This is a genomic window from Nocardioides sp. NPDC051685 (genome assembly GCF_044453405.1).
In the GTDB taxonomy this organism is placed as follows: Bacteria; Actinomycetota; Actinomycetes; order Propionibacteriales; family Nocardioidaceae; genus Nocardioides.
This window is the reverse complement of sequence record NZ_JBITCR010000004.1, coordinates 365,359-388,794: the sequence shown is the minus strand read 5'-3', so window position 1 is coordinate 388,794 and position 23,436 is coordinate 365,359. Positions and strand designations below refer to the sequence as shown.

Annotated in this window: 23 protein-coding genes and 1 tRNA gene; 8 read left to right on the top strand and 16 right to left on the bottom strand. The window is 69.2% G+C overall.

Annotated elements, in window-relative coordinates; all coding sequences use genetic code 11:
- Positions 1–155: 155 nt before the first annotated feature.
- From ACIA03_RS14640 to ACIA03_RS14610, 7 genes are all read right to left on the bottom strand, one after another.
- Entirely contained in the window at positions 156–875 is a 720-nt protein-coding gene (locus ACIA03_RS14640; protein ID WP_396983578.1) for a TetR/AcrR family transcriptional regulator, read from the bottom strand.
- 66 nt (positions 876–941) lie between these two features.
- Complete coding sequence (gene hemB / locus ACIA03_RS14635) at positions 942–1,925, bottom strand: porphobilinogen synthase (RefSeq protein WP_396983576.1); 984 nt, start codon at positions 1,923–1,925, stop codon at positions 942–944.
- A gap of 96 nt (positions 1,926–2,021) precedes the next feature.
- Complete coding sequence (locus tag ACIA03_RS14630; protein ID WP_396983574.1) at positions 2,022–3,707, bottom strand: uroporphyrinogen-III synthase; 1,686 nt, start codon at positions 3,705–3,707, stop codon at positions 2,022–2,024.
- Positions 3,704–4,714 carry a hydroxymethylbilane synthase gene (hemC, locus tag ACIA03_RS14625; protein WP_396983572.1) on the bottom strand — a complete coding sequence of 337 codons (1,011 nt, stop codon included), beginning with the start codon at positions 4,712–4,714 and terminating at the stop codon, positions 3,704–3,706. Before hemC ends, ACIA03_RS14630 begins: the two co-directional genes overlap by 4 nt.
- On the bottom strand, positions 4,711–6,006 hold the full coding sequence (locus ACIA03_RS14620; protein WP_396983570.1) for a glutamyl-tRNA reductase: 1,296 nt from the start codon (positions 6,004–6,006) through the stop codon (positions 4,711–4,713). The genes hemC and ACIA03_RS14620 overlap by 4 nt, the downstream gene beginning before the upstream one ends.
- Complete coding sequence (locus ACIA03_RS14615; protein ID WP_396983568.1) at positions 6,003–6,728, bottom strand: redox-sensing transcriptional repressor Rex; 726 nt, start codon at positions 6,726–6,728, stop codon at positions 6,003–6,005. Before ACIA03_RS14615 ends, ACIA03_RS14620 begins: the two co-directional genes overlap by 4 nt.
- A 178-nt stretch (positions 6,729–6,906) precedes the next feature.
- Positions 6,907–7,146 (bottom strand): glutaredoxin family protein, encoded by a 240-nt coding sequence (locus ACIA03_RS14610; RefSeq protein WP_396983565.1) that lies wholly within the window; start codon positions 7,144–7,146, stop codon positions 6,907–6,909.
- A gap of 81 nt (positions 7,147–7,227) precedes the next feature.
- Here ACIA03_RS14610 and ACIA03_RS14605 point away from each other — a divergent pair, with 81 nt between their 5' ends.
- The 3 genes from ACIA03_RS14605 to ACIA03_RS14595 all read left to right on the top strand — a co-directional run bounded on the left by ACIA03_RS14605 (position 7,228) and on the right by ACIA03_RS14595 (position 10,404).
- Entirely contained in the window at positions 7,228–8,127 is a 900-nt protein-coding gene (locus tag ACIA03_RS14605) for an HAD family hydrolase (protein WP_396983563.1), read from the top strand.
- A gap of 158 nt (positions 8,128–8,285) precedes the next feature.
- Positions 8,286–9,071 (top strand): sigma-70 family RNA polymerase sigma factor, encoded by a 786-nt coding sequence (locus ACIA03_RS14600; RefSeq protein ID WP_396983561.1) that lies wholly within the window; start codon positions 8,286–8,288, stop codon positions 9,069–9,071.
- 142 nt (positions 9,072–9,213) lie between these two features.
- Complete coding sequence (locus ACIA03_RS14595; RefSeq protein ID WP_396983559.1) at positions 9,214–10,404, top strand: DUF5667 domain-containing protein; 1,191 nt, start codon at positions 9,214–9,216, stop codon at positions 10,402–10,404.
- A 108-nt stretch (positions 10,405–10,512) separates the two neighbouring features.
- On the opposite strand, the gene ACIA03_RS14590 is transcribed toward ACIA03_RS14595, so the two are convergent.
- The 5 genes from ACIA03_RS14590 to ACIA03_RS14570 form a co-directional block, all read right to left on the bottom strand.
- The gene (locus tag ACIA03_RS14590) at positions 10,513–11,469 is read right to left on the bottom strand and encodes a lysophospholipid acyltransferase family protein (RefSeq protein ID WP_396983557.1); all 957 of its coding nucleotides are present in this window, start codon (positions 11,467–11,469) and stop codon (positions 10,513–10,515) included.
- Complete coding sequence (locus ACIA03_RS14585; RefSeq protein WP_396983555.1) at positions 11,462–12,511, bottom strand: NAD-dependent epimerase/dehydratase family protein; 1,050 nt, start codon at positions 12,509–12,511, stop codon at positions 11,462–11,464. Before ACIA03_RS14585 ends, ACIA03_RS14590 begins: the two co-directional genes overlap by 8 nt.
- 14 nt (positions 12,512–12,525) lie before the next feature.
- Positions 12,526–12,627: a 30S ribosomal protein bS22 gene (locus tag ACIA03_RS14580; protein ID WP_008356322.1), complete on the bottom strand. Its 102-nt coding sequence runs from the start codon at positions 12,625–12,627 to the stop codon at positions 12,526–12,528.
- Between the two features lie 186 nt (positions 12,628–12,813).
- Positions 12,814–13,017 carry a helix-turn-helix domain-containing protein gene (locus tag ACIA03_RS14575; protein ID WP_008356311.1) on the bottom strand — a complete coding sequence of 68 codons (204 nt, stop codon included), beginning with the start codon at positions 13,015–13,017 and terminating at the stop codon, positions 12,814–12,816.
- A gap of 210 nt (positions 13,018–13,227) precedes the next feature.
- The gene (locus ACIA03_RS14570; RefSeq protein WP_396983552.1) at positions 13,228–14,427 is read right to left on the bottom strand and encodes an acetoin utilization protein AcuC; all 1,200 of its coding nucleotides are present in this window, start codon (positions 14,425–14,427) and stop codon (positions 13,228–13,230) included.
- 182 nt (positions 14,428–14,609) lie between these two features.
- Between ACIA03_RS14570 and trpS the strand changes: the two genes are divergently transcribed.
- On the top strand, positions 14,610–15,587 hold the full coding sequence (gene trpS, locus ACIA03_RS14565; RefSeq protein WP_396983550.1) for a tryptophan--tRNA ligase: 978 nt from the start codon (positions 14,610–14,612) through the stop codon (positions 15,585–15,587).
- Between the two features lie 127 nt (positions 15,588–15,714).
- Here trpS and ACIA03_RS14560 read toward each other — a convergent pair whose 3' ends face one another.
- The 3 genes from ACIA03_RS14560 to ACIA03_RS14550 form a co-directional block, all read right to left on the bottom strand.
- Positions 15,715–17,166, bottom strand: coding sequence for an MFS transporter (locus ACIA03_RS14560; protein ID WP_396983548.1), 1,452 nt, complete (start codon positions 17,164–17,166; stop codon positions 15,715–15,717).
- A gap of 154 nt (positions 17,167–17,320) precedes the next feature.
- Positions 17,321–18,778 carry an alkaline phosphatase PhoX gene (locus ACIA03_RS14555; RefSeq protein WP_396983546.1) on the bottom strand — a complete coding sequence of 486 codons (1,458 nt, stop codon included), beginning with the start codon at positions 18,776–18,778 and terminating at the stop codon, positions 17,321–17,323.
- Positions 18,779–19,205: 427 nt separating this feature from the next.
- Entirely contained in the window at positions 19,206–20,156 is a 951-nt protein-coding gene (locus ACIA03_RS14550) for a 5'-nucleotidase (RefSeq protein WP_396983544.1), read from the bottom strand.
- A gap of 81 nt (positions 20,157–20,237) precedes the next feature.
- Here ACIA03_RS14550 and ACIA03_RS14545 point away from each other — a divergent pair, with 81 nt between their 5' ends.
- Positions 20,238–20,693: a low affinity iron permease family protein gene (locus ACIA03_RS14545; RefSeq protein ID WP_396983542.1), complete on the top strand. Its 456-nt coding sequence runs from the start codon at positions 20,238–20,240 to the stop codon at positions 20,691–20,693.
- A 194-nt stretch (positions 20,694–20,887) separates the two neighbouring features.
- Positions 20,888–20,960, top strand: a tRNA-Pro gene (locus tag ACIA03_RS14540).
- 3 nt (positions 20,961–20,963) lie between these two features.
- Here ACIA03_RS14540 and ACIA03_RS14535 read toward each other — a convergent pair.
- Positions 20,964–21,437, bottom strand: a complete 474-nt coding sequence (locus ACIA03_RS14535; protein WP_396983540.1) for a hypothetical protein — start codon at positions 21,435–21,437, stop codon at positions 20,964–20,966.
- A 104-nt stretch (positions 21,438–21,541) separates the two neighbouring features.
- Between ACIA03_RS14535 and ACIA03_RS14530 the strand changes: the two genes are divergently transcribed.
- Both ACIA03_RS14530 and ACIA03_RS14525 read left to right on the top strand, forming a co-directional pair.
- Entirely contained in the window at positions 21,542–22,657 is a 1,116-nt protein-coding gene (locus ACIA03_RS14530; protein ID WP_396983538.1) for a sensor histidine kinase, read from the top strand.
- Complete coding sequence (locus tag ACIA03_RS14525) at positions 22,654–23,427, top strand: LytR/AlgR family response regulator transcription factor (protein ID WP_396983536.1); 774 nt, start codon at positions 22,654–22,656, stop codon at positions 23,425–23,427. The genes ACIA03_RS14530 and ACIA03_RS14525 overlap by 4 nt, the downstream gene beginning before the upstream one ends.
- Positions 23,428–23,436: the final 9 nt, after the last annotated feature.

Sequence of the window (23,436 nt, the reverse complement as noted above, 5' to 3'; positions counted from 1 at the left end):
GGCCCTTCGCATGTCCGGAGCGGTGATCGCCGGCCGGCGGGCGTGTAACACGTCGTTCGTAGGACTACTCGCCCTATCAGAACGACCGGATAGTCCTACGAACGACGTGTTACAGCTGCGCGAGCCACGCAGTCACACCGAATCGCGACAAACGCTCAGGCGGCGGGCTCGTCGTCCTCGTACTCGGTGACGAAGTCGCGGCCGGCCTCGCGGACCGCGGCCAGGGAGGACGCGTCGGCCAGCAGGGAGCTGAGGTGGTAGTCGGCGACCGACTGGGCCAGGGCGTCCGAGCTCTCCGACGCCCTCTCCTCCTCACGCCGGCCGTGCCACAGCCGGTGCTGGGCGCCTTCGTTGAGGGAGAGCAGCATCAGGGCGGTGGCGGCGGGGTCGGTCTGGCGCAGCTCACCGCTGTCGACGCCCAGCTCGAGGAGCTGGGCGGCCGCAGCGCGCAGCTTCTCGCCGTCGTCCTCGAAGCCCGCGAAGACCTGGGGCTGCGCCAGGGCGGCGACCTCCAGCTCGTAGAAGTCGAGCGGGGCGGTGCACAGCTGGCGTACGTCGGTGTAGAGGAAGGCGTAGAGCCGCGGAGCGACCGGACCGTCCTCCTCGAGAAGCTTCTCCGCGAGCGTGAGCGACTCGCGGTTCTTCTCCATCAAGGCGGAGAGGATCTCCTCCTTGGACTTGTAGTAGTAGTACATCGAGGACTGACGCAGCCCGACGCACTCGGCGATCTGACTGATCGTCGTCGCCGCGACACCTTGAGCGGTGAACAGCCTGGATGCCTCTTTGAGGATCTCTTCTCGCGGATTCGCCGAATCACGTCCACTGTTGCGCGGCCGACCGGTGCGCTTGGGGCTGGCCAACTCTCCATTGGTCACGGGCTGCAGTCTACTCTCAGGATATGTTCCACGTCACAGAGCTGCTCGGCTGCTGAAGCGAGGACGTCAGCCTCGCAGCCAGCCGGCCGCTTCGGTGGCCCAGTAGGTCAGAATGACGTCCGCGCCCGCCCTCTTGAAGGCGGTGAGTGTCTCCAGGATCGCCGGTTCGCGGTCGATCCAGCCGTTCGCAGCGGCGGCTTCCAACATCGCGTACTCCCCCGAGATGTTGTAGGCAGCCACGGGAACATCGACAGACTCACGCACTCGCTGCAGAACGTCGAGATACGGGAGCCCGGGCTTGACCATCACGATATCGGCGCCCTCGGCCACGTCAAGGAGCGCCTCGCGGACACCCTCCAAGGCATTGGCCGGATCCTGCTGGTAGGTGCGCCGATCACCCGTGAGCGAGGAGTTGACCGCCTCCCGGAACGGACCGAAGAAGGCGGAGGCGTACTTCGCGGAGTAGGCGAGGATCGAGACGTCGGTGTGACCGGCGCCGTCGAGGGCATCGCGGGTCACCGCGACCTGGCCGTCCATCATCCCGGACGGACCGACCATGTGGACGCCGGCCTCGGCGTGGGCGATCGCCATCTGTGCGTAGATCTCGAGGGTGGCGTCGTTGTCGACGGAGCCGTCCTCGGCGAGCACACCGCAGTGACCGTGGTCGGTGAACTCGTCCAGGCACAGGTCGCTCATCACGGTGAGCGCGTCGCCGACCTCGGAGACCACGTCGGCGATGGCCAGGTTGAGGATGCCCTCGGGGTCCAGCGCGCCGGAGCCGACCGCGTCCTTCGTCTCCGGGACGCCGAAGAGCATGATGCCGCCGATCCCTGCCGCGGCCGCCTCAGCGGCCGCCTTGCGCAGCGACTCGCGGCTGTGCTGGACCACGCCGGGCATGGTCGACAGCGGGACGGGCTCGCTGATGCCCTCGCGCACGAACGCGGGCAGGACCAGGTTGGCGGGACGTACGGCCGTCTCCGCGACCATCCGGCGCAAAATCGGCGTGCGGCGCAGCCGGCGGGGACGGATCACGGGCTTCTCGATGCTCATCTGCACTCCATCGCAAAAGGGTACGTTCCACGGTAGTGCAACAGCCGCGTGCACCCACACTCGGGAGCACGCGGCTGTTGCCGTCGAACGGTCGGTTCAGGAGGTACGCGAGCGGCGTCGCGAGGCGGGGCGTCGGTCGGACGGCTTGGTGACCGGCAGGCCCTGCTCGACCAGCGAGGCCCGACGCGCGGCACCGAACGCGGCGAGCGCCTCGGTGAGCGCCTCGATCGACGGCTCGGGCGACATCACGTCGACCCGCAGGCCGTGCTCCTCGGCGGTCTTGGCGGTGGCCGGACCGATCGCCGCGATCACCGTGGAGGTGTGCGGCTTGCCCGCGATGCCGACCAGGTTGCGGACCGTGGACGAGGAGGTGAAGACCACCGCGTCGAACTTGCCCGTCTTGATCGCGTCGCGGGTCGGCGCGGGCGGCGGGGCCGCCCGGACGGTGCGGTAGGCGGTCACGTCGTCGCACTCCCAGCCGAGGTCGACCAGGCCGGCGATGAGGTTCTCGGTGGCGATGTCGGCGCGCGGGAGGAAGACCCGGTTGATCGGGTCGAGGTCCTCGTCGTACTCCGGCCACACCTCGAGCAGGCCGGCGGCCGACTGGTTGTCGGTGTTCGGCACCAGGTCGGGGCGCAGACCCCAGGCCTCGAGCGCCTGGCCGGTCTTCTCGCCGACGGCGGCGATCTTCAGACCGGAGAAGGCACGGCAGTCCAGGCCGTACTCGTCGAACTTCTCGCGCACGGCGCGCACCGCGTTGATCGAGGTGAAGGCGATCCAGTTGTAGCGGCCCTCGACCAGACCGCGTACGGCCTTGTCCATCTGCTGCGGGTTGCGCGGCGGCTCGACGGAGATCGTCGGCACCTCCTCGGGCACGGCACCGAAGCCCTTCAGCTTCAGCGACAGCGCCGGCGCCTGCTCCTTGGTGCGCGGCACCAGGACACGCCAGCCGAAGAGCGGCTTCGTCTCGAACCACGAGAGCGTCTCACGCAAGCTGACCACCTTGCCGATCACCACGATCGCCGGCGGCGCCATCCGTGCGGCGCGAGCGTCGACGGCGATGTTCTCCAGCGTCGACTCTACCGTCGACTGCTCGGTCGTGGTGCCGACGCGGGTGATCGCGACCGGGGTCCTGGCCGAGCGGCCCGCCGCGATGAGCTCCTTGGCGATGTCGCCGATCATGCCGACACCGGAGAGGAGGACGAGCGTGCGGTTGTCCGCGTACTGGCTCCAGTCGACCTTCTCGTTGCAGGTGACGACCGCGACCTCCTGGTGGTCCTTGGTCGTCAGCGGGATGCCGGCGTAGGCCGGAACCGCCGACACCGACGAGACGCCGGGGACGATCTCGAAGCCGATGCCCGCCTTGGCGCAGGACTGCGCCTCCTCGGGGCCGGAGGCGTAGAGGAAGGGGTCGCCGGTCATCAGGCGCACGACGCGCTTGCCCAGCTTCGCCTGCTTGACGACGGCCTTGGCACGAGCGGCGTTGGCCAGGGGCTGGCCGTCCACGCCGAACCCGCCGTCGATGAACTCGGGTCCGACCGGTTCCGGGGTCTCGTCACCCTCGGCCGGCTCGACCGGCTCGGGGATGCCGAGCACGCCGCGCACCAGTGATGCGTGCTCGGGGGCCTCGGTCACGACAACATCGGCCTGCTTCAACAGGTCGATCGCCCGTACCGTCAGCAGCTCAGGGTCACCGGGACCGCTGCCGACGAAGGACACCCAGCCCAGTGGGGTGGTCGAGCTGTGCTCGGCCGTCTGCTCGGTGGTCTTTGCTCGGGTCATGCGTTGTGCACCTTGTCCTGCTCGGGAGCGGTCTGGGGGGAACCGCCCGTGTCCATGACAGCCTGGCCTGGGTCCGCGGGATCGTCGGTCAGGTCTGCTGCACCCTCGGCGAGCATCTCCTCGGCGAGCCGGCGCCCGACGCCGGCGGCGTCGTCGAGCGGCCCGGATGCGGAGAGTCGAACCGAGAGCGAGCCGTCGAGTGAGAGCGCCACTGCCCGCACCCACAGCTCTGGTCCTTCCTCACCCTCCACCACGTCGGCGAGGGTCCCGATGGGCGCGGCACAGCCACCTTCGAGGGTGGCGAGCACTGCGCGTTCCGCCTCGACAGCCGCTCGGGTGGGCGCGTCGTCGAGGGAGGTCAGAATCTTGCGTACGTCGGCATCGGCGTCGCCCGCACGACACTCGACCGCCAGGGCCCCTTGACCGGGAGCGGGCAGCACCTGGATCGGGTCGAGGACCTCGGTGACCTCGTCGAGCCGGTCGATGCGGGCCAGGCCGGCACGCGCGAGCACGACCGCGTCGAACTCGCCCGAGCGGACCTTGCCGATGCGGGTGTCCACGTTGCCCCGGATGCCGGCCAGCTCCAGGCCGAGGCCGAGGGCCTTGATCTGGGCGACCCGTCGCGGCGAGCCGGTGCCGACCCGGGAGCCCTGCGGGAGCTCGCCGAGAGTCAGGCCGTCGCGAGCGACGATCACGTCGCGCGGGTCCTCGCGGGGCAGGATCGCGACCAGCTCGATGCCGTCCTCGGGGTAGGTCGGCAGGTCCTTGAGAGAGTGGACCGCGAGGTCGATCTCTTTGGCGTGGAGCGCGTCGCGCAGCGCGCTGACGAAGACGCCGGTCGAATTGGCGCTGGTCAGCGGGGTGTTCGCCGCCTGGCTGCGGTCGCCGTCGGAGACGATCTCGACCAGCTCGACGATGTGGCCCTGGGCACGGAGCATCTCCGCGACGAGGGTCGACTGGGTGACGGCGAGCTGGGATCGGCGGGTGCCGAGGCGAAGTGTTCTCATGAGGGGTCTCCTGGGACGTCGGCCCGGGTGACGGCCGAGACCGCGTTCTGGTCGAGCGCGAAGAGCTCGGCAAGAGCAGCCGCGTAGGACACCGCGCCGGTCTCGTTGGCGAGCTCCTTGACCCGGACGGTCGGCTCGTGGAGGAGCTTGTCGGCCACGCGGCGTACGGTCCGGAGGACCTCGGCACGAGTCGCCTCGTCGAGGTCGGGCAGCTTGTTGTCGAGGCGTTCCATCTCGGCGTCGACGACGCCGGTGGCCATGCTCCGCAGCGCGACGACCGTCGGGGTGACCGCGGACTGGCGACGAGCGCTCAGGAAGGCCGCGACCTCCTGGGTGACGATGTCGCGGACCGCGAGCACCTCCTTGCCGGCGGGCGAGGCGTGCAACTCGTCGGCGAGGGCGGCCAGGTCGATCAGGGTGGCTCCGGGGAGCGAGCCGGCGTCGGGGTCGATGTCATGGGGCAGGGCCAGGTCGATCAGCGCGATCGGGTGGTCGCTGCGGTCCCCGACCATGTCGGCCGGGACGAGCAGCCCGCTGGCGCCCGCACAGGTGATGACGATGTCGGCGGCCGCGACCTCCTCGGCCAGCTTGTCGAGCGAGGCCGAACGCGCGCCGTACTCGTTGGCGAGCCGCTCGGCGTTGGCCGTGGTGCGGTTGACCACGACGACGTCGGCGGCCTCCAGCCGGGAGACGGTCGCGGTGGCCAGCCCGGCCATCGCACCGGCGCCGACGACGGCGACCCGCTTGCCGCGTACGTCACCCACGGCCTGCTCGGCTCGGCTCAGCGACGCGGTGACCAGCGATGGGGCGGCCCGGTCGATGTCGGTCTCCGTGCGGGAGCGCTTACCGACCCGCAGCGCCTGCTGGAACAGGCTGTTGAGCGCTGGCCCGACCGTGCCCATCTCTTGGCCGAGCTGCAGGGCGGCACGCGCCTGTCCGAGGATCTGGCCCTCGCCGACGGCCATCGAGTCGAGCCCGGCGGCCACCTTGAACAGGTGGGAGACGGCACCGTCGTCGTAGTGGACGTAGAGGTGCGGCAGCATCGTCTCGAGCGTCTGACCGGCGCCCTCGATGATCCGGCGCGACAGCTCCTCGACGGAGCCGTGGAAGCGCTCGACCTCGGTGTAGATCTCGAGGCGGTTGCAGGTCGCGATGACCGCTGCCTCGCTGACATGTTCACAACCAGCCACGTCAGTGAGGAGCTTCTGCAGACCGTCCGCGTCCACCGCCGCCGCCTCGAGCAGCGAGACCGGCGCGGAGTTATGGGAGATGCCGACAACTAGGACGCTCATGCGGTGATCCCTTCCTCGGAACCATTATCTACCGCTCCGTCAGCCTCGGCAGCCTTGCGCGACTCGTGATACGCGAGGATCTGCAGCTCGATGGAGAGATCGACCTTGCGTACGTCGACGCCGGGCGGCACGTTCAGGACGGCGGGCGCGAAGTTGAGGATGCTGCTGATGCCGGCCGCGACCATCGCGTCGGCGACGTCCTGGGCCGCGGTCGCCGGCACCGAGATGACGCCGATCGAGACCTGCTCGGCTGCGACGATCTCGGCCAGGTCGGCGAACGGCCGGACCTCGAGCCCGGCGACCGTGCGGCCCTGCATCTGGGCGGCCGCGTCCAGGAGCGCGACGGTGCGGAAGCCGCGGCTGCTGAAACCGGAGAAGTTGGCGAGCGCCTGACCCAGGTTTCCGATACCGACGATGATGACCGGCCAGTCGTGGGTCACGCCGATCTCGCGGGCGATCTGGTAGCTCAGGTAGTCGACGTCGTAGCCGACGCCACGGGTGCCGTAGGAGCCCAGATAGGAGAGGTCCTTGCGCAGCTTGGCGGAGTTGACCCCGGCAGCCGTCGCGAGCTCCTCGGAGGAGCAGGAGGCGATGTTGCGCTCGGCGAGCGAGGTCAGGGCCCGGAGGTAGACCGGGAGCCGGGCGACCGTCGCCTCGGGGATGTCCCGGTGGGGGTCCTGGGCACTGCTGCCCTCGCCCGTATTGGTGCTCCGTGCCGTCACGCTCTGCTCTTTCAATGCCGGCGCCACAGACGGGGGCTTTTTAGCCCGGGATCGCCCTGCGGCTCAGCCACCATACGGAGTTTGTGACCGTGAGAACAAACTCGGAGACCGTCGGCTAGCACACGTGTTTGCGGAGTTGTCAGAGGGGGGTTGTTCGGGGTAATGGGCCGATCGACAGTTATTCTGGGGAGCGCGCCAGCGCTGACCTCAGCCGCTCCTCGGAGACACGCCAGAAGTCGTGCTGCTTCCCGTCGACGTACGTCACGGGCACCTCGTTCGTGAAGCGCTCGCGCAGCTCCTCGTCGGCGTCGATGTCGACCTCGGTGTAGTCGTCCCCGACCACCTTCTCGACGACCAGCCTCGCCTCGTCGCAGAGGTGGCAGCCCTGGCGGGAGTAGAAGGTCACACGCGGTTCCATCCGACCATCTTCGCACCTGGCCCGACACCCGGCGTGGAACCTGGGTCCCGCGACGGCGTCCGGACCACTACTGTTGGCGAAATGAGCAGCGCCAGCGACCGCCGCCGCGCCGAGCTGCGGCGAAAAGACCTCAAACGCCGTTCGGCCCTCGCCGGCGAGGCATCGGCCGCGGCCGCGGAGATCGAGGCCTGGCTGCATCCTGCCGGCGGCGACCCGACGGCTGCCGCCTTCTTCGACGTGGACAACACGATCATGCAGGGCGCGACGATCTTCCATCTGGCCCGTGGCCTGTATCGGCGCAAGTTCTTCCGCACCCGCGACATCGCCTCGGCTGCGTACAAGCAGGCCTACTTCCGCGTCGCCGGCGTCGAGGACCCGGCCCACATGGAGTCGGCGCGTTCGTCGGCGCTGTCGTTCATCCGCGGCCACCGCGCCGAGGAGGTCGAGAGCCTGATGGAGGAGATCTTCGAGGAGGGCATGGCCCACCGGATCTGGCCCGGCACCCGAGCTCTCGCGCAGACCCATATCGACCAGGGACAGCGCGTGTGGCTGGTGACCGCGGCGCCCGTCGAGGCCGCTCGGGTCATCGCCCGGCGGCTCGGGCTCACCGGTGCCCTCGGCACGGTGGCGGCCACCGAGGACGGCGTCTACACCGGCGAGCTGGTCGGCGAGATGCTCCACGGGCCCGCCAAGGCCGAGGCGGTCAAGGCGATCGCGGCCCGCGAGAATCTCGATCTGTCTCGCTGTGCGGCCTACTCGGACTCCTACAACGACCTGCCGATGCTCTCGCTGGTCGGACACCCGTGCGCGATCAACCCGGACGCGCGGCTGCGCGCCCATGCGCGCTCGAAGGGCTGGCCGATCCGCGACTATCGCACCGGGCGCAAGGCAGCCCGGGCAGGCGTGGTGACCGCGGCGCTCGGCGGCGCCGCCACGGGGGCGATCGCCGTGGCGATCGCACTGCGTGGTCGGCGGCAGTGATCGTGCCCGTGGCGACCCGTATGCACGGACGGGTATTCAGCGCCGTGTCAGGAAAATGCCAACACACGCCGACGCAACTTCGGCTCGGGACCTGACATCGGGATGCCCTTACCCGTAAGGTTGGGCTCGCTCAGGGGGAGTCTTCGGGAGGGACCCACATGTCGCGCCGCGCCAATGACGTCCATCGTCGCTTGGATGCGCTGCGTGCTGCGGTCGAGCTGCTCCTGATGAACGAGGGCTACGAGCCCGCCTACGCCGGCGTGGCCGGAGCCTCCGGTCCGTTCGCCGAGCCCGAGCGTCGCGGCTCGGGTGGCACCCACGAGACCCAGCCCCGCTCCGACAACGAGCCCGACGACGACACCGAGCTCGCCGCCTCCTCGGAGGAGAGCGAGGCCGATCGCACCCGGCTGATCGCGCTGGTCGAGCTCGCCCGCAAGGGCGACAAGGAGGCTTTCGGCCTCCTCTACGACCACTACCACGGCGCGGTCTACCGGTTCCTCTTCTACCGGACCCGCTCTGCCCAGGTCGCCGAGGACCTCACCTCGGAGACCTTCTTCCGGGCGCTGCGCTCGATGACCGGCTTCCGCTGGCAGGGCAAGGACTTCGGCGCCTGGCTGATGACCATCGCGCGCAACCTGGCCACGGACCACTTCAAGGCGGGACGTACGCGCCTGGAGATGACCACCGAGGACATGGGTCAGCACGACTCCTCGGCCGACGGGCCCGAGAAGATCGTGATGGCCGGGATCACCAACGAGATGCTGCTCGGCGCACTCTCCAAGCTGCCCGACGAGCAGCGCGACTGCATCATCATGCGTTTCCTCCAAGGGCTGTCAATCGCGGAGACAGCCGCTATCCTCGGGCGCAGCGACGGAGCCGTGAAACAGCTCCAGCTACGCGGGATCCGCAATCTCGCCAAGCAGATGCCTGACGGGATCCGCTGATGACTGTGTTCCGCACCACCTTGAATGCTCGACCGGTTGCCGTAACCCGCGGCCGGGGCGACTCGTTGTCCGACATGGCAGCGCCTTGTGCGCAGCTGTTTCGACGAATCCCTGACAGCCGACACCGAGTAGGAACCCCCCGATGAGCCCGGCATTCCCGGCGCGAAAGCGTGCCGACGAGTTCGACCGAATGGTCGCGGCTGCTGCCGCGACGGATCGGCGTGCCTCGCAGTCTGCCGACGAGCTTCGTGATCTGGCCGTCTTCGCTTCGTCGCTCTCCACTCTCAGCGACTCCGCCGTCCCCAGTCGCGACTTCTCCGTCTCCCTGCGCGAGCGCCTCATGGCGGCCGCCGACACCGAGCTCGTGCCCGCGCCGCGCACCGAGAGGACGGTCGAGCGCAAGCTCACCGTCGGCCCGGTCCGCAGGCCGCGCCGGCAGCGCAAGCTGGCCGTCGCCTTCGCCGCGATGGCGATCGTCGGTGGCACCGCAGGCGCCGCGGCCGCATCCCAGACCGCCCTTCCGGGTGACTCGCTCTACCCGGTCAAGCGTGCCGTGGAGAACGTCTCCGCAGGCTTCACCGTCAGCACGCAGGCCCGCGGCATCCGGATCCTCGAGGACGCCGGCACCCGCCTGCGCGAGGCCAAGTCGCTGGTCGCCGACGCCCCGATGACCGACGCCGAGCGGGTCACCACGACGCTGGAGACCTTCTCGCAACAGGCCGCCCGTGGCTCCGACCTGCTGATCAGCGACTTCGAGCAGTCCCAGGACAACGACTCGCTCGCCCAGCTGCGTACGTTCGCGGCCGATGGTGTCGAGGAGCTTGCCGAGCTGAGCCCGCAGGTCCCCGAGCGGGCCGAGCCCGCGGTCTCCGACGCCGCCCAGACACTCGTGCTGATCGACCAGGCCGCGGCCCAGCTCTGTCCCACCTGCGAGGGTGGCATCACCGAGCTTCCCGCGACGCTGGTCTCCAGCCTCACCTCCGACATCGACGGTCTGCTTCCGGCCGACACCGTCGTCGAGGCCGAGGCCCTGCCGCCGCTCACGCAGGACGACAACGCCCTCGACCTGCCGTCCATCGACCCTGACAAGATCGGTCCCGGCTCGGTGACCGACCCCAAGGACGACACCAAGGACGACGCCGAGCAGCCCTCCGAGGCTCCGGACGACGACGGCAGCGTCCTGCCCACTCCCACCCCGTCGGACGGCGACCCCTCCGAGGACCCCGACACCGACACCGGCACCGTGACGGACCCCGTCACCGGCCTGGTCACCGGTGTGACCGGCCTGGTCGGCGACGTGCTCGCCGGCGCCACCGGCCTGCTCAGCCCGTAACCGCCCGCCGAGGCGTCACCTGCGCTGGTCGAGTTGGCACGCGCGTGCCATCTCGACCGACGGGAGTGACGCCTCGGCCGACGGGGCTGACGCCTCGGCGGGAGGGGGTCAGCCGAAGACGGAGGCGCGCTCGCCCAGGAGGCGGTAGAGAGTCTGCTGGATCGTCTCGCGCACCTGGTCGGTGACGTTGAAGACCAGCATCGGGTCGTCGGCCTCGGAGGCGTCGTACGCATCGGTGCGAATGGGCTCGCCGAACTCGATCAGCCACTTCGACGGGAGCGGGATGAGACCCAGCGGCCCGAGGAGCGGGAAGAACGGGGTGATCGGCAGGTAGGGCACGCCGAGGACCTTGGCGAGGGCCGGGATGTTGCCGACCAGCGGGTAGATCTCCTCGGCACCGACGACGGAGAGCGGCACGATCGGGACGCCGGTGCGCAGCGCGGACGAGACGAAGCCGCCACGACCGAAGCGCTGGAGCTTGTAACGCTCGCTGTAGGGCTTGCCGATGCCCTTGAAGCCCTCGGGCCATACGCCGACGAGCTCGCCGTTGCGGAGCATCCGCTCGGCGTCCTCGCTGCAGGCCAGCGTCGCGCCGGCCTTGCGGGCGATGTTGCCGACGATCGGCATCCTGAAGACCAGGTCGGCGCCCAGCGGGCGCAGGTCACGTCCGAGCTCGTCGTGGATGGAGACCATCGTCATCAGGCCGTCCATCGGGATGGTGCCGGAGTGGTTGGAGACGATCAGGGCGCCGCCGTCGGTCGGGATGTTCTCGATGCCGCGCACCTCGACCCGGAACCACTTCTCCTTGATCGGCCGCAGCACGGCCAGCAGGAAGCGTTGGGTGAGCTCGCGGTCGAAGCCGTATTCGTCGACGGAGTATTCGCCCGAGATCCGGCGCCGCAGGAACACGATGAACCGAGCGAGCTGCTCCTCCCACTCGACGCCGAAGACCTCTTTGGCGGCGCTCTCCAGGGCCGCGGCCCAGTCGGCCGCCGGGATCGCCCGCAGCGGGTGGCGCTCGCGCGCCTGGGCGCCGCTGAAACTCTGGGCGGCGGACTCAGTCACCGGACGCTCCTGTCAGTCGGCTCTCCAAGGCCGCCAACGCACGGTCGGCACGATTCGGGGAGGGCATCACGCTGTCCGCAAAGTCTAGGACCGTGTCCTCGGTGGTGTATCGAGGTTCGAAGCCGAGAAGGGTGCGCATCCGCGTGGTGTCGACGCCGCGGCCGTAGGTCAGCAGCGCCCTCAGCTCGGCGGGATACTCGCCGCCGCCGAACCTCGCCAGGCCGAACAGCGGCTCGGGGATCGGCACGGTCATCCGCTGCAGCCGCCTGGCGACCTGGGAATGGGTCAGTACGCCGTCGCCGGCGACGTTGAAGGTGCCGGGGACGCCGGTGCGTACGGAATGCTCCAGGACGCCGTAGAGATCCTGCTCGTGGAGGAACTGCAGGCGCGGGTCGAAGCCGAGCACGTTGGGCACCACCGCGCGCCGGAAGTGGGCCGCGATCGGGCTGACCACGCTCGGGCCGAGGACGTTGGCACAGCGCAGCACCGTGACCACCACGTCCGGACGACGACGGGCGAAGCCGCGTACGTAGGACTCGATGTCGGCCACGTCGCGGGCATAGCCGGAGGACGGGGTGCGCCGCGGCTCCATGGACTCGGTGAACATCGCCGGGTCGCGGCTGCTCGCCCCGTAGACCTGGGTCGTCGACTTCACCACGACCTGGCGCAGGGACGGCGCGGTCTGGCACGCCGCCAGGAGCTGCATCGTCCCGATGACGTTGAGCTCCTTCATCGTCGAACGACCCCCGGTGGTGCCGGGGGTCGCGATGACGCTGAGATGGACGACGGTGTCGACCTCCTCCTTGGCGATCACCTTGGCGATCACCGGGTTGCGGATGTCGGCTCGGACGAATCCGACCTTGCCGATGTCACCGCGAGGCGGTGCGACATCGACGCCGATCACCCGCTCGACGTTCGGGTGGCAGGCGGCAGCGCGCGCGAAACGGCGCCCGAGGTCACGCGAGACCCCGGTGACCAGGAGGACCCGACCTTGCTGCCCGCCGCGGGCTTCGCTTCGGCCGGGCCCAGTGCGCTCCGCCACCTACGCCACGTACGTCACTTGCCGAGCTTGCGGCGCTGGACGCGAGTCTTCTTGAGCAGCTTGCGGTGCTTCTTCTTCGCCATGCGCTTGCGACGCTTCTTGATGACAGAACCCACGGGGAACCCTTCACGATCGTTGCAGAGAATGCCGGCCCGGTGCCGACGCGGCCACTCACCGCAGCGCGCGGCAAACAGACCTAGGGGGTAAGACTAACGAAGCCCGGGCACCCAGAGAGAATCGGTGACCCGCTTGGGACCGGTGTTGCCCCCGCGCCCATCCTGCCCGGGCGCGGGGTCCGACAACTAGCCCGCGTTGTAGAACGAGCTCTTGAGGTATTCGTTCGCGTCGTCCTCCCGAACCCGGAAGGAGCGACCGACGCGCACCGCAGGCAGCTCGCCCGAGTGAACCAACCGGTAGACCGTCATCTTGGAGACGCGCATCATCGACGCAACCTCGGCAACGGTCAGGAACTTGCTGTCAGAGATGTCTCCAGAAGGAGTAACCATCTGCTTCCACCGTTCTCTCTCGAGTGATCGCGACGCCAGCGGCTTCCCCACCGCTGGTCCAAAACGCGATCCCAAAGTGAGAATAGGGCCTGATGTGACTGATGGGGAAGGGGACACCCTTGAGAATCTCACATACGACCGGCGTGTCGGGTTGCTTTTGGGCGCGACGATCTGCGGTTTCTAGACCAGCTCGAAACTAGGTGCCGGGGACTACGGCATCGGGTCGAGTCCGTGCAGCGGGAACACCGCTGTGCGAGTCGCGTGGACCTGCCGGTCCAGCCACGTGCCGGGGTCATACCCACTCCCCCAGTCGCGGTAGGCCGGTTCACGTCCGTCCGTCATACGCAACGGTGCGACCCTCCCGAGGCGCGTCTGCACGTGCTCGCGCCAGCCACCTGGCACGTCGAGCGTCGGCTCCAAGGGATGACCCGAGACTAGCGCAAGAAGGTGCGTCCACGCGCGTGGCACGACGTCGACGACCGCATAACCACCGCCCCCGAACGCCACCCACTTGCCCGCGCACACCTCGTGAGCGAGCTCGTGGAGGGCGACGTACGCCGCCCGCTGGCCGTCCACGCTGAGTGCCAGGTCGGCGAGGGGGTCGTCGGTGTGCGAGTCGCAGCCCTGCTGGGTCACCAGGATCTCCGGCTGGAACTCGCGGATCAGCTCGGGTACGACGGCATGGAAGGCACGCAGCCAGCCGTGGTCGGCCGTGCCGGGCGGCAGCGCGACGTTGACCGCGCTCCCCTCGGCCTCGGGCCCGCCGACCTCCTCGGCGAAGCCCGTCCCGGGAAAGAGCAGCTGCCCGGTCTCGTGCAGCGAGATCGTCAGGACGCGGGGGTCGTTCCAGAAGGCGCGCTCGACGCCATCCCCGTGGTGCACGTCCACGTCGACGTAGGCGACCTTCTTCACCCCTTGGTCGAGCAGCCACTGGATGCCGGCGGCGACGTCGTTGTAGATGCAGAACCCGGACGCTCGGCCGCGCATCGCGTGGTGGAGGCCGCCCATGATGTTGGCGCTGTGCAGGCTCTCGCCGGAGTAGACCTGGCGGCAGGCCTCGATGCTCGCGCCGACGATGTGGGCGCTGGCGTCGTGGATGTGCGGGAAGACCGGGTCGTCCTCGGTGCCGAGGCCGTGGGCGAGGTCAGCGTCGCCGCTGCGGCCGGCCTTGATGACCGCCTCGATGTAGCTCTCGTCGTGGATGGTGAGCAGCTGCTCCGGCGTGCCCATCGGCGCCTCGACGACCTTCAGGTGGTCGAGCACGCCGAGCTCGCCTGCCAGCCGCATCGTCAGATCCACCCGGATCGGCGCCATCGGATGCGTCGGACCGAAGTCGTAGTCGGCCAGGCTGTCATCGAAGACGACCGTCGAGTGCCCCTGGCAGGTGGTCGGCTCTGTGATCGTCGTCATGGGCCACACGGTATCCGTGACGTGTGCGACACTGGTGGGGTGTTCAGCATTCGTTCCACCCAGTGGTGGCCCGCCTCCTAGGCGGTCCACCCGATTGTTGAGCACTCACACCAGGCCGCCCACGGGCGGCCTTTCTCGTTGATCGTCGCTGACCCGTGGGCCTCACACCCGAAAGGTCCACCATGACCAGGCGACTCTCTCTCATCACTCCCTCCGGCCGACTCACCCTCGGCAACCTGCTCGGCGCGCTCCGGCCGATGCGATGTATCGAGCCTGTCGAGATGGCCGCCACGGCCGACTCCACGGCCTTCTACGGGCTCTCCGACCTGCACGCGCTGACGCTGCCCCATGAACCGTCGGTGCTGCGTACGCGGACGGAGGAGATGGCCCTCCTCCTGATGGCCTCCGGACTCGAACCGGCCACGTTGTTCATCCAGTCTCACGTCCCCGCGCACCGGTCGCTCGGCTATCTGCTCGAATGCGTCGCGCACACCGGCGAGCTGGGCCGGATGATCCAGTTCAAGGAGAAGTCGCGCCGCGTCGGGGCGTCGGTGCGCGCCTCGCTGTTCACCTATCCGGTGCTGATGGCGGCCGACATCCTGCTCTACGGGGCCACAGAGGTGCCCGTCGGCGACGACCAGCGCCAGCACGTCGAGCTCGCTCGCGACATCGCGATCCGGTTCAACACGACGTACGGCCGGGTCTTCTCGGTCCCGCAGGCGGTGCATCCTGCGGCTGGGGCACGGATCATGGACCTGGCCGACCCGACCCGCAAGATGTCGAAGTCGGCCGGCGACGAGCACCCCGGGTCGATCTTCCTGCTGGACGAGGCCGATGTCGTACGCCGCAAGGTCTCTCGTGCGGTCACCGACTCCGCCGGGGACGTCTCCCGCGATCCCGAGCGTCCCGGTGTCACCAACCTCATCGACATCCTCGAGGCCTGCGGCGGTTCTTCCGCGGGGCTGTCGGGATACGGGGCTCTCAAGGCGGCGGTCACCGACGCGGTCGTCGCCGAGCTCGAGCCGCTCCAGAAGCGCTACCGCGAGCTCGCCGCGGACCGGACGTACGTCACCGAGGTGTACGCCGCGGGAGCCGAGCGCTGCCGCGAGGTCACCGCCCCGGTCCTGGCGGCAGCGGAGGCGGCGATCGGGCTGGCCTGAGCTCGGCCGCGGCCCGTGTAACACGCTGTTCGTAGGTCTTCTCGCCCGTTCAGATAGGGCGAGTAGTCCTGCGAACGACGTGTTACACGGGCCGTGCCGGGTCAGATCCGTACGTCAGATCCGTACGTCAGATCCGTACGTCGGCCAGCTCGGTGACCCGCGAGCTCTGCGGGCGCAGGTAGACCGCGAAGGTGACCAGGGCGCAGATCGCGTAGAAGATCGTGAAGCCGACGAAGGCGGACTTGGTGGCGTCCAGCGGGTTGTCGACCCACGGGCTGTTGAAGGCGATCGGGATGAGGAACCCGCCGACCGCACCGACCGCACCGATGATGCCGACGGCGGCGGAGGACTTCTTGGTCGCGGCGGCCAGCGCGGCCTCGCGCTCGGCGGTGCCCGGGGTGGTGGCCATCTCGGCCTCACGGCGGAAGATCGACGGGATCATCTTGTACGTCGACCCGTTGCCGATGCCGGTCGAGGCGAAGACCAGCATGAAGAAGCCCAGGAAGACCGGGAACCACGACTGGTTCTCGGACGCGATGGCGGGCGAGGCGTTCGGGTTCGGGGTGAGCTGCATGAGGGTCCACAGCACCGCGAGGGTGAAGACGACCATCCCGACGAACGCACCGAGGGTGACCTTCGCACCGCCCAGGCGGTCGGCCAGCCAGCCACCGAAGGGCCGGGTGGCGGAGCCCACCAGCGCGCCGAGGAAGGCGAAGTAGGCGAAGTAGATGCCGGTGCCGAGCGGCGCGGGCTCGGGCACCCAGAAGTTCAGCTTGATCAGCAGCGGCATCGCGGCGGAGTAGCCGATGAAGGAGCCGAAGGTGCCGATGTAGAGGAACGACATGATCCAGGTCTGCTTCGACTTCACGATCGAGAGCTGCTCCCTCGGGGAGGACTTGGCATCGGTGATGTTGTCCATGAAGAAGAACGCCGCGATGACGCCCAGGATGGCCAGGCCGGCGTAGACCAGCGCGGCCCGCTCGAGGTGGATGCCACCCTCCGAAGCCTTCACCAGACCGAAGACTCCGGCGCCACCGACCAACACCGGCAGCAGGAACTGGATCAGCGCGACGCCGAGGTTTCCTCCGGCCGCGTTGAGGCCGAGCGCGGCGCCCTTCTTGTCCGAAGGGTAGAAGAAGTTGATGTTGGCCATCGAGGAGGCGAAGTTGCCACCGCCGAGACCGGCGGTCGCGGCGATGAGGCAGAAGGCCCAGTAGGGAGTGGACGGCTGGGTGACGGCGTACGAGAAGCCGAGGGTCGGCACGAGCAGCAGCGCGGCCGAGATCATCGTCCAGTTGCGGCCACCGAACACCGGCACCACGAGGGTGTAGGGCACCCGCAGCAGCGAACCGACCAGGTTCGGGATCGCGATCAGGAAGAAGAGCTGGCTCGGGGTGAACTCGAAGCCTTGGGCGACCAGGAAGGCCGAGGAGACCGACCAGATCAGCCAGACCGAGAATCCGAGATGCTCGGAGAAGATCGACCAGATCAAGTTGCGGCGGGCGGTCTTGGCCCCGGTTTCCTCCCAGAAGGTGGCGTCCTCCGGACGCCAGTCGTCAATCCAGTGGCGGCGGCTCATGTGGGCTCCTCAGGTGCGGGCAGTCGGCGAGATATCACCCACGATCACCAGCCCAGGTTTCAACAGCAGCCAACCCTCGCATGCGAGACCGTCAACTTCCTCTCACGACCTCACAGTTCTCACAACCTCACTTCGAGCCGCCGCCCCGTGATCCTCAGCCGAGGTAGCGCTCCCACGGGCCGGCGATCGCCAGGGTGTAGCCGGGGTCCTGCATGTTGACGAAGAGCACCTTGCCGTCGGGCGAGAAGCACGGCCCGCAGAACTCGGAGTCGTTCAGGTCGTTGCGGGCGATGGCGTACGCCGGGCCACCAGGGAACGCGCCGAGCACGTGCGAGGCGCCGGTGCCGTCCTCGGCGAGCACCAGCGAGCCCCACGGGGTGACGGTGACGTTGTCGGGGCCGTCGAAGGTGAGGTCGGTGTACTTCGGCGCCGGGGCATCGTCCTCGGACTGCGTCTGGTGCGGGAAGTACGTCACCAGCTGGATGGTCTCGGCCTCGTAGTCGTAGAACCAGACCATGCCGTCGTGAGGCGATGCGTCGGCCGGAAGATCGGTGTCCTCCCAGGCGTAGGAGTTGACCACGTAGACACCCTCGTCGGTGCCCCACACACCCTCGAACTTGCGCCCGCGGGTGACCTCGCCGTCGGCGAACTGCTCGCGGCACTGCGTCTCCTGGGCGTCGCGCTCGGGGACGGTCTTCCACGTCACCGGGAAGGGCTGACCCATCTGCGCGGAGGTCAGGTAGGCCACGTCGGGCAGCACCGAGCCGTCGGGGAGGATGATCTGCATCGCGGCGAGCGTGCCGGCGTCGTCGGCCAGCTCGGTGAGCACGCCCGGGCCGAGCTTCACCCCGGCCGGGGCGGTCCAGCGGTAGAAGAGGCCGTTGGGCTCGTCGGCGTCCTCGGAGAGGAAGACCTTGGTGCGCGTCTTGTCGATCGCCAACGCCTCGTGCTTGTAGCGGCCGAAGGCCTTGATCGGGCGCGGGTCGGCCGAGCCGTCGGCCCAGACCTCGAAGACGTAGCCGTGGTCCTTCTCGTAGACGCCCTTGCTGCCGTCCTCGCCCTCCCACTCCTCGCCGGCGTCGTCGACGGTCTCCTCGCAGGTCAGCCAGGTCCCCCACGGCGTCGGGCCGCCGGCGCAGTTGGTGGAGGTGCCGGAGATCGCGACGTACTCACCGAAGTTGGCGCCGCCCGCGTCTGTGGTGATCACGGTGCAGCCGCCCGAGGGCGCGCCCGGGTCGTAGACGGTGCCCTCGACGAGCGGAACCGGTACGCCCTCGCCGGGCTCGATCTCGTGGTTCTGGATCAGCGTGTAGCGCCCGCGCCTGCCACCGAGCACCATCATCCCGTCGTGGTTGGACGGCGTCTTCTGCCCGGAGTCGAGGGTCGTCTCGCCGGCGGAGGTGACGATGGCGTACGTGAAGCCCTCGGCGAGCGCGAGGATCCCCTTGGGGTCGTCCACGAGCGGCGGGAAAGGCTCGCGGGCGCGCCTGCGGCCAGGGGTGCCCGGCCGAGCGGGCTTCGCCTCGGCGAGCGCGGGAACGGCGCCGGCGACGGCCAGGCCGACCCCGGCCGCGGCGCCTCCGGTGAGCAGGGAGCGACGAGTTGCGGACATGGGTTGGAACTCCTCGGAGCTTCGTAGGGGAACCCGTGACAGGTCTCGGCCCTCTACCCAAGCCACTCCGCGGCACCTGCGCGCCCGCCTGAGGTGAACCTCAGGCGACGGCACCGTGAAACGTACGCCGGTGGCGTCTCAGGCCGCTCCGAACAGTCCGGTCAGACCAGTTCTCCGGGCGGGGCCGGAGCGCCCGCTCTCCCACGCGTATCCACACCTGCAGCACATCAGCCGCCGGCGGCCCCCCGCCGAACGCGAGAGAACCCGGATCTCCTCGTCTTCGGTGCACTTGGCACACATAGCCGAAGTCATCGAGTGAACTCCTCGCACTTCTCAAGTGAACAGAACCTGTACAACTCCGCCCAGGGTGTCATATTCAAGGACCTATCCACCAGATGAGCACGTCCTGTGGATGAACTGTAAAGCGCTATTGACCAGCGGGAACGTCGTCGGAGTTGGCGACGCCGTAGGGGATGTGGACCCCGGCGATCGACTCGACCGCCTCGTCCAGGTGGGTCGTCTGGTCGTCGAAGAAGATCAGCGGCCGGAGCACCTCGAGCACCCGCACCTTCTCCACGCCGCCCAGGAAGAAGGCCTCGTTGACGTAGACGTCCCACGACTGCAGCGATCGGATGGCCCGCTCGTGGGCCGGGGCACCGCGGGCGGTGACCAGCGCGATCCGCAGCCGTGGCTCGTAGTCGGGGTCCTCCAGGCGGCGCTGCTCCTCGATCTGCTGGATCCGGTTGAGGTCGCGCAGCAGCGGCTGCAGCGGCCCGGGCTCGAGCGGTTCGGTCTTCCGGCTCGCCTCGTAGGCCCGATACCTCTCGATCCCCTCCTCGCGGAAGACCCGCTCGGAGCCGTCGTCGGCGAGCACGCCGTCGAAGTCGAAGGCGACGACGACGGAGCGATCGGTCTCGTCGTACGTCGCCGCCGAGGGCAGCACGTGACCGGCCGGGAAGCCCTCGTGGTTGGCCGCGATGACGTCGTCGCGGTTGCCGCTGAGGAACAGCGACATCCCGAGCGCGCCGATGTAGCGGTGGGGCGAGCGACCCTGGGTGAAGACGGCGCGGGTCATCGGCAGGCCGTGGTGCTCGATCGAGCGCATCACCCGCAGCCCGGTGTTGGGGTCGTTGCGCGAGACCACGATCACCTCGACGAGACCGTCGTCGACATCGTCGGCCAGGTCGTTGAGGCTCAGTAGCCGCTTGATGAACGGGAACGCGACACCCGGTCGGAGCGGGTCGTCGATGCGCTCGTCCTGGTAGCGGCGGTAGGCCTCCTCGCCGTGCTCGCGGAAGTAGGCGTCGGACTCGGTCAGGTCGAAGAGCGCGCTCGACGCGATCCCGACCACCAACCGGTCCCTCAGCTCGTATCCCACGCTCCGCAACCTACCGCGCACCAGTTCGGGGCATGACGAGAAGCGGATCGGGTACCTGGACAGTCGGCAGAGGAGGTAGTGATGTCGACGAGCGAGCGGGGACGGCACTCCGGGCGGGAGCGGGCCGGCGGCGATCAGCAGGACCAGAAGACGATGCCGTCGGAGGTCTCCGGCCGGCTGGGGTTCTTCGACCGCTTCGCCAGCCATGCCAGCGCGTTCGTGTCGCGGGCGTGGTTCTTCGTGCTCTGCGTGCTGCTGGTGGTGATCTGGGCACCGTCGATCCTCGTGCTGCCCGATGTGGACACCTGGCAGCTGATCATCAACACGGCCACGACGATCGTCACGTTCCTGCTGGTGGCCCTCTTGCAGAACACCCAGAAGCGATCCGACGACGCCGTTCAGCAGAAGCTGAACGCGATCGCCGAAGGGCTCTCCGCGATGATGGAGCGGCTGGCCCGCGACCATCCTGAGCTCAGGGACGACCGCGACGAGCTGCGACAGGCCGTCGGTCTGGAGCAACGGGAGAGCGCGGAGTAGCCCGGAGCAGCGCGCGAAAAATGGTGTGCGCCCGGGGCTTCGGCCTGGTTAGCGTGGTCGGCATGCAGCGACCGCGTCCGAGCCACCGCTACCCGTCCGGGGAGCGGCCGCCGACCTGAGCCTGCAGCCAGGCGCACCGAGGGCCGCTCCGAGGACGAGCTCCTCGTGGCGGCCCTCGTCGTCTGTGTGGACAACGGGTTGTAGGGAAGCGGCCATCCCCCCTGGTTTGGGTCCAGGCGAACGCGGGTTCGAGTCCCGCCAACCCGACGGTCAGTCCGCGTTGGTGACGCGGAGGAACTCCTGGACGTCGAAGACGGCGCGGAAGACGCCGGCTGCCTTGGGGAGCAGGGGTGCGACCTCGGCGTAGGAGACGATCCGCGGGTCGGTGACGCGGTGGTCGACGCCGTCGTAGACGATCGTGGCCGACTTGGCGGCCATGACGTTCTGGGCCCAGTCGACCTTCGAGGTGTAGGGCAGGTTGATGACGAAGCCGTCGGGGGTGGGGAACGGCGTGACCGGGGTGGCGTACTCCCGTCCGCTCGTGCGGCCGACGTGGAGGACGACGCCGTTGGTGGCGCCTTCGGTGCCGGCGGTCTTCAGCGCCTCGGAGGCGAACCGCTTCGAGAAGGCACGGATGCGGTCCTGCAGCCACGGCGACTTGTTGCGCATGCCGATCACGAAGGCGGCGCCCGCACCCACCGCGCCGGCGGCCAGCAGACCCGGGATCACTCGACTCAATCGCATGCCGCAAACCTACCTCGCACCCCGGCCGTGGCTCGGGTGACAGATAGCGTGGGCGCCGTCACACTGGAGGCCTCGGCCGAACCACTGGCGAGGAAGGAGCACGGATGCGGCGCTGGTTACGCACCTCGTCTGGCACCCACCTGGGCACGGAGGCCGACCGGGCGACCTTCCGTACGCTCCACAACGCCTCGCTGGCGAGCCCCGCGCTGCGTGGCGGCCTGACCGTCGACAGCGCCGAGCGGGCCGCCCCTCATCTGCAGGCGCTCCTGGCCGCACCGGCGCTCGCGATCACCGACACCGACGGGCTGCTCGCCTGGGAGGGCATCGGCACCCATCACCAGGAGCACGTGAGCAAGCTGGCCGAGGCGACGCTGGAGCGCGGCGCGACCAAGTTCTACGACCGGGTCGACCTCGAGTGCGGCCAGGCGGGCTGCCCGCTGCACTCGGCCGTGGTCAGCCCGCTGGTCGTCGACGACCACCTGGTCGGCACGCTGCAGGCGTACGCCCCGGACACCTCGGCGATGATGGTTCGTGCCACCGACGAGGTCGCTACCTGGGTCTCCGGCCAGCTCGAGCTCGCCGAGCTCGATGCGTCGCGGCGGCGCCTGATGGAGGCCGAGGTCCGCGCACTGCGGGCGCAGATCAGCCCCCACTTCATCTACAACTCGCTGGGGGCGATCGCCAGCTTCGTACGGACCGATCCGGAGCGTGCCCGCGAGCTCCTCCTGGAGTTCGCGGACTTCACCCGCTACTCCTTCCGGACCCATGGCGAATACACCACCCTGTCCGAGGAGCTCCGCTCCGTGGAGCGCTACCTGCTCCTGGAGCAGGCCCGGTTCGGCGAACGGCTCTCGGTGAGGCTCTCGGTGGCACCCGAGGTGCTGCCGATCGCGGTGCCGTTCCTGTGTCTGCAGCCACTGGTCGAGAACGCCGTACGCCACGGGCTGGCCGACGCGCAGACCGGCCACATCTCCATCCGGGCCGCCGACAGCGGCACCGAGTGCGTGATCGAGGTCGAGGACGACGGCGCCGGCGAGGACCCGGAGAAGGTGCGCAACGCGCTGGCCGGCGGCGCCGACTCCGTCGGGCTCGGCAACGTCGACGCCCGGCTCCGCAACGCCTACGGCGACGACTACGGTCTGGTCGTCGAGACCGCCCCCGGCGCCGGCACGAAGGTCATCCTCAGAATCCCGAAGTTCGCCCCAGGAGTGCACACATGAACGGCCGTACGACGCAGGCCTTTGCCGCGCGCCAGGGAGCGCCGGGAGGCCGGCTCCGCATCCTGGTCGTCGACGACGAGCCGCCGGCGGCCGACGAGCTCTCCTACCTGCTCACCCAGGACGCCCGGGTGGCGGAGGTGCGCACCTGCCTCAACGCGACCGACGGGCTGCAGCAGCTGCAGGGGTCGGGCGTCGACGCGGTGTTCCTCGACATCCAGATGCCGGGCCTGAACGGGCTCGAGCTGGCCCGGCTGCTGGCCCGGTTCAAGACCCCGCCGGCGGTCGTGTTCGTGACCGCTCACGAGGAGCATGCCCTGGAGGCGTTCGACCTGCGCGCGGTCGACTACGTGCTCAAGCCGGTGCGTGCCGAGCGGCTGGCGGAGACCGTCACCAGGCTGATGGGCAGCATGCCGGAGGAGGAGCCGAGCGGCGACGTACAGATCCCGGTCGAGCTCGGCGGTGTCACCCGCTTCGTGTGGCGCTCCCAGATCACCCACGTCGAGGCGCAGGGCGACTACGCCCGCCTGCACACCGCGGACGCCTCCCACCTGGTGCGGGTCCCGCTGACCCAGCTGGAGCAGGAGTGGGCCTCCGCCCGGTTCGTACGCATCCACCGCTCCCTCCTCGTCAACCTCGCCCACGTGACCGAGGTGAGGTCGGAGGCCGGGCGCTGCTCGGTCGTCGTCGGCGGCGCCGCCCGCGGGACCGAGCTGCAGGTCAGCCGCCGCCACACGCGCCAGCTCAAGGACCTGCTCGCACGACGCTCATGACCCGATCGA

Excerpts from the sequence above, each read along its gene's own strand:
- hemB (WP_396983576.1), bottom strand. The coding sequence starts at position 1,925 with ATGAGCATCGAGAAGCCCGTGATCCGTCCCCGCCGGCTGCGCCGCACG.
- ACIA03_RS14630 (WP_396983574.1), bottom strand. The coding sequence starts at position 3,707 with ATGACCCGAGCAAAGACCACCGAGCAGACGGCCGAGCACAGCTCGACC.
- hemC (WP_396983572.1), bottom strand. The coding sequence starts at position 4,714 with ATGAGAACACTTCGCCTCGGCACCCGCCGATCCCAGCTCGCCGTCACC.
- ACIA03_RS14620 (WP_396983570.1), bottom strand. The coding sequence starts at position 6,006 with ATGAGCGTCCTAGTTGTCGGCATCTCCCATAACTCCGCGCCGGTCTCG.
- ACIA03_RS14610 (WP_396983565.1), bottom strand. The coding sequence starts at position 7,146 with ATGGAACCGCGTGTGACCTTCTACTCCCGCCAGGGCTGCCACCTCTGC.
- ACIA03_RS14605 (WP_396983563.1), top strand. The coding sequence starts at position 7,228 with ATGAGCAGCGCCAGCGACCGCCGCCGCGCCGAGCTGCGGCGAAAAGAC.
- ACIA03_RS14600 (WP_396983561.1), top strand. The coding sequence starts at position 8,286 with ATGTCGCGCCGCGCCAATGACGTCCATCGTCGCTTGGATGCGCTGCGT.
- ACIA03_RS14595 (WP_396983559.1), top strand. The coding sequence starts at position 9,214 with ATGAGCCCGGCATTCCCGGCGCGAAAGCGTGCCGACGAGTTCGACCGA.
- ACIA03_RS14575 (WP_008356311.1), bottom strand. The coding sequence starts at position 13,017 with ATGGTTACTCCTTCTGGAGACATCTCTGACAGCAAGTTCCTGACCGTT.
- ACIA03_RS14570 (WP_396983552.1), bottom strand. The coding sequence starts at position 14,427 with ATGACGACGATCACAGAGCCGACCACCTGCCAGGGGCACTCGACGGTC.
- trpS (WP_396983550.1), top strand. The coding sequence starts at position 14,610 with ATGACCAGGCGACTCTCTCTCATCACTCCCTCCGGCCGACTCACCCTC.
- ACIA03_RS14560 (WP_396983548.1), bottom strand. The coding sequence starts at position 17,166 with ATGAGCCGCCGCCACTGGATTGACGACTGGCGTCCGGAGGACGCCACC.
- ACIA03_RS14555 (WP_396983546.1), bottom strand. The coding sequence starts at position 18,778 with ATGTCCGCAACTCGTCGCTCCCTGCTCACCGGAGGCGCCGCGGCCGGG.
- ACIA03_RS14545 (WP_396983542.1), top strand. The coding sequence starts at position 20,238 with ATGTCGACGAGCGAGCGGGGACGGCACTCCGGGCGGGAGCGGGCCGGC.
- ACIA03_RS14535 (WP_396983540.1), bottom strand. The coding sequence starts at position 21,437 with ATGCGATTGAGTCGAGTGATCCCGGGTCTGCTGGCCGCCGGCGCGGTG.
- ACIA03_RS14530 (WP_396983538.1), top strand. The coding sequence starts at position 21,542 with ATGCGGCGCTGGTTACGCACCTCGTCTGGCACCCACCTGGGCACGGAG.
- ACIA03_RS14525 (WP_396983536.1), top strand. The coding sequence starts at position 22,654 with ATGAACGGCCGTACGACGCAGGCCTTTGCCGCGCGCCAGGGAGCGCCG.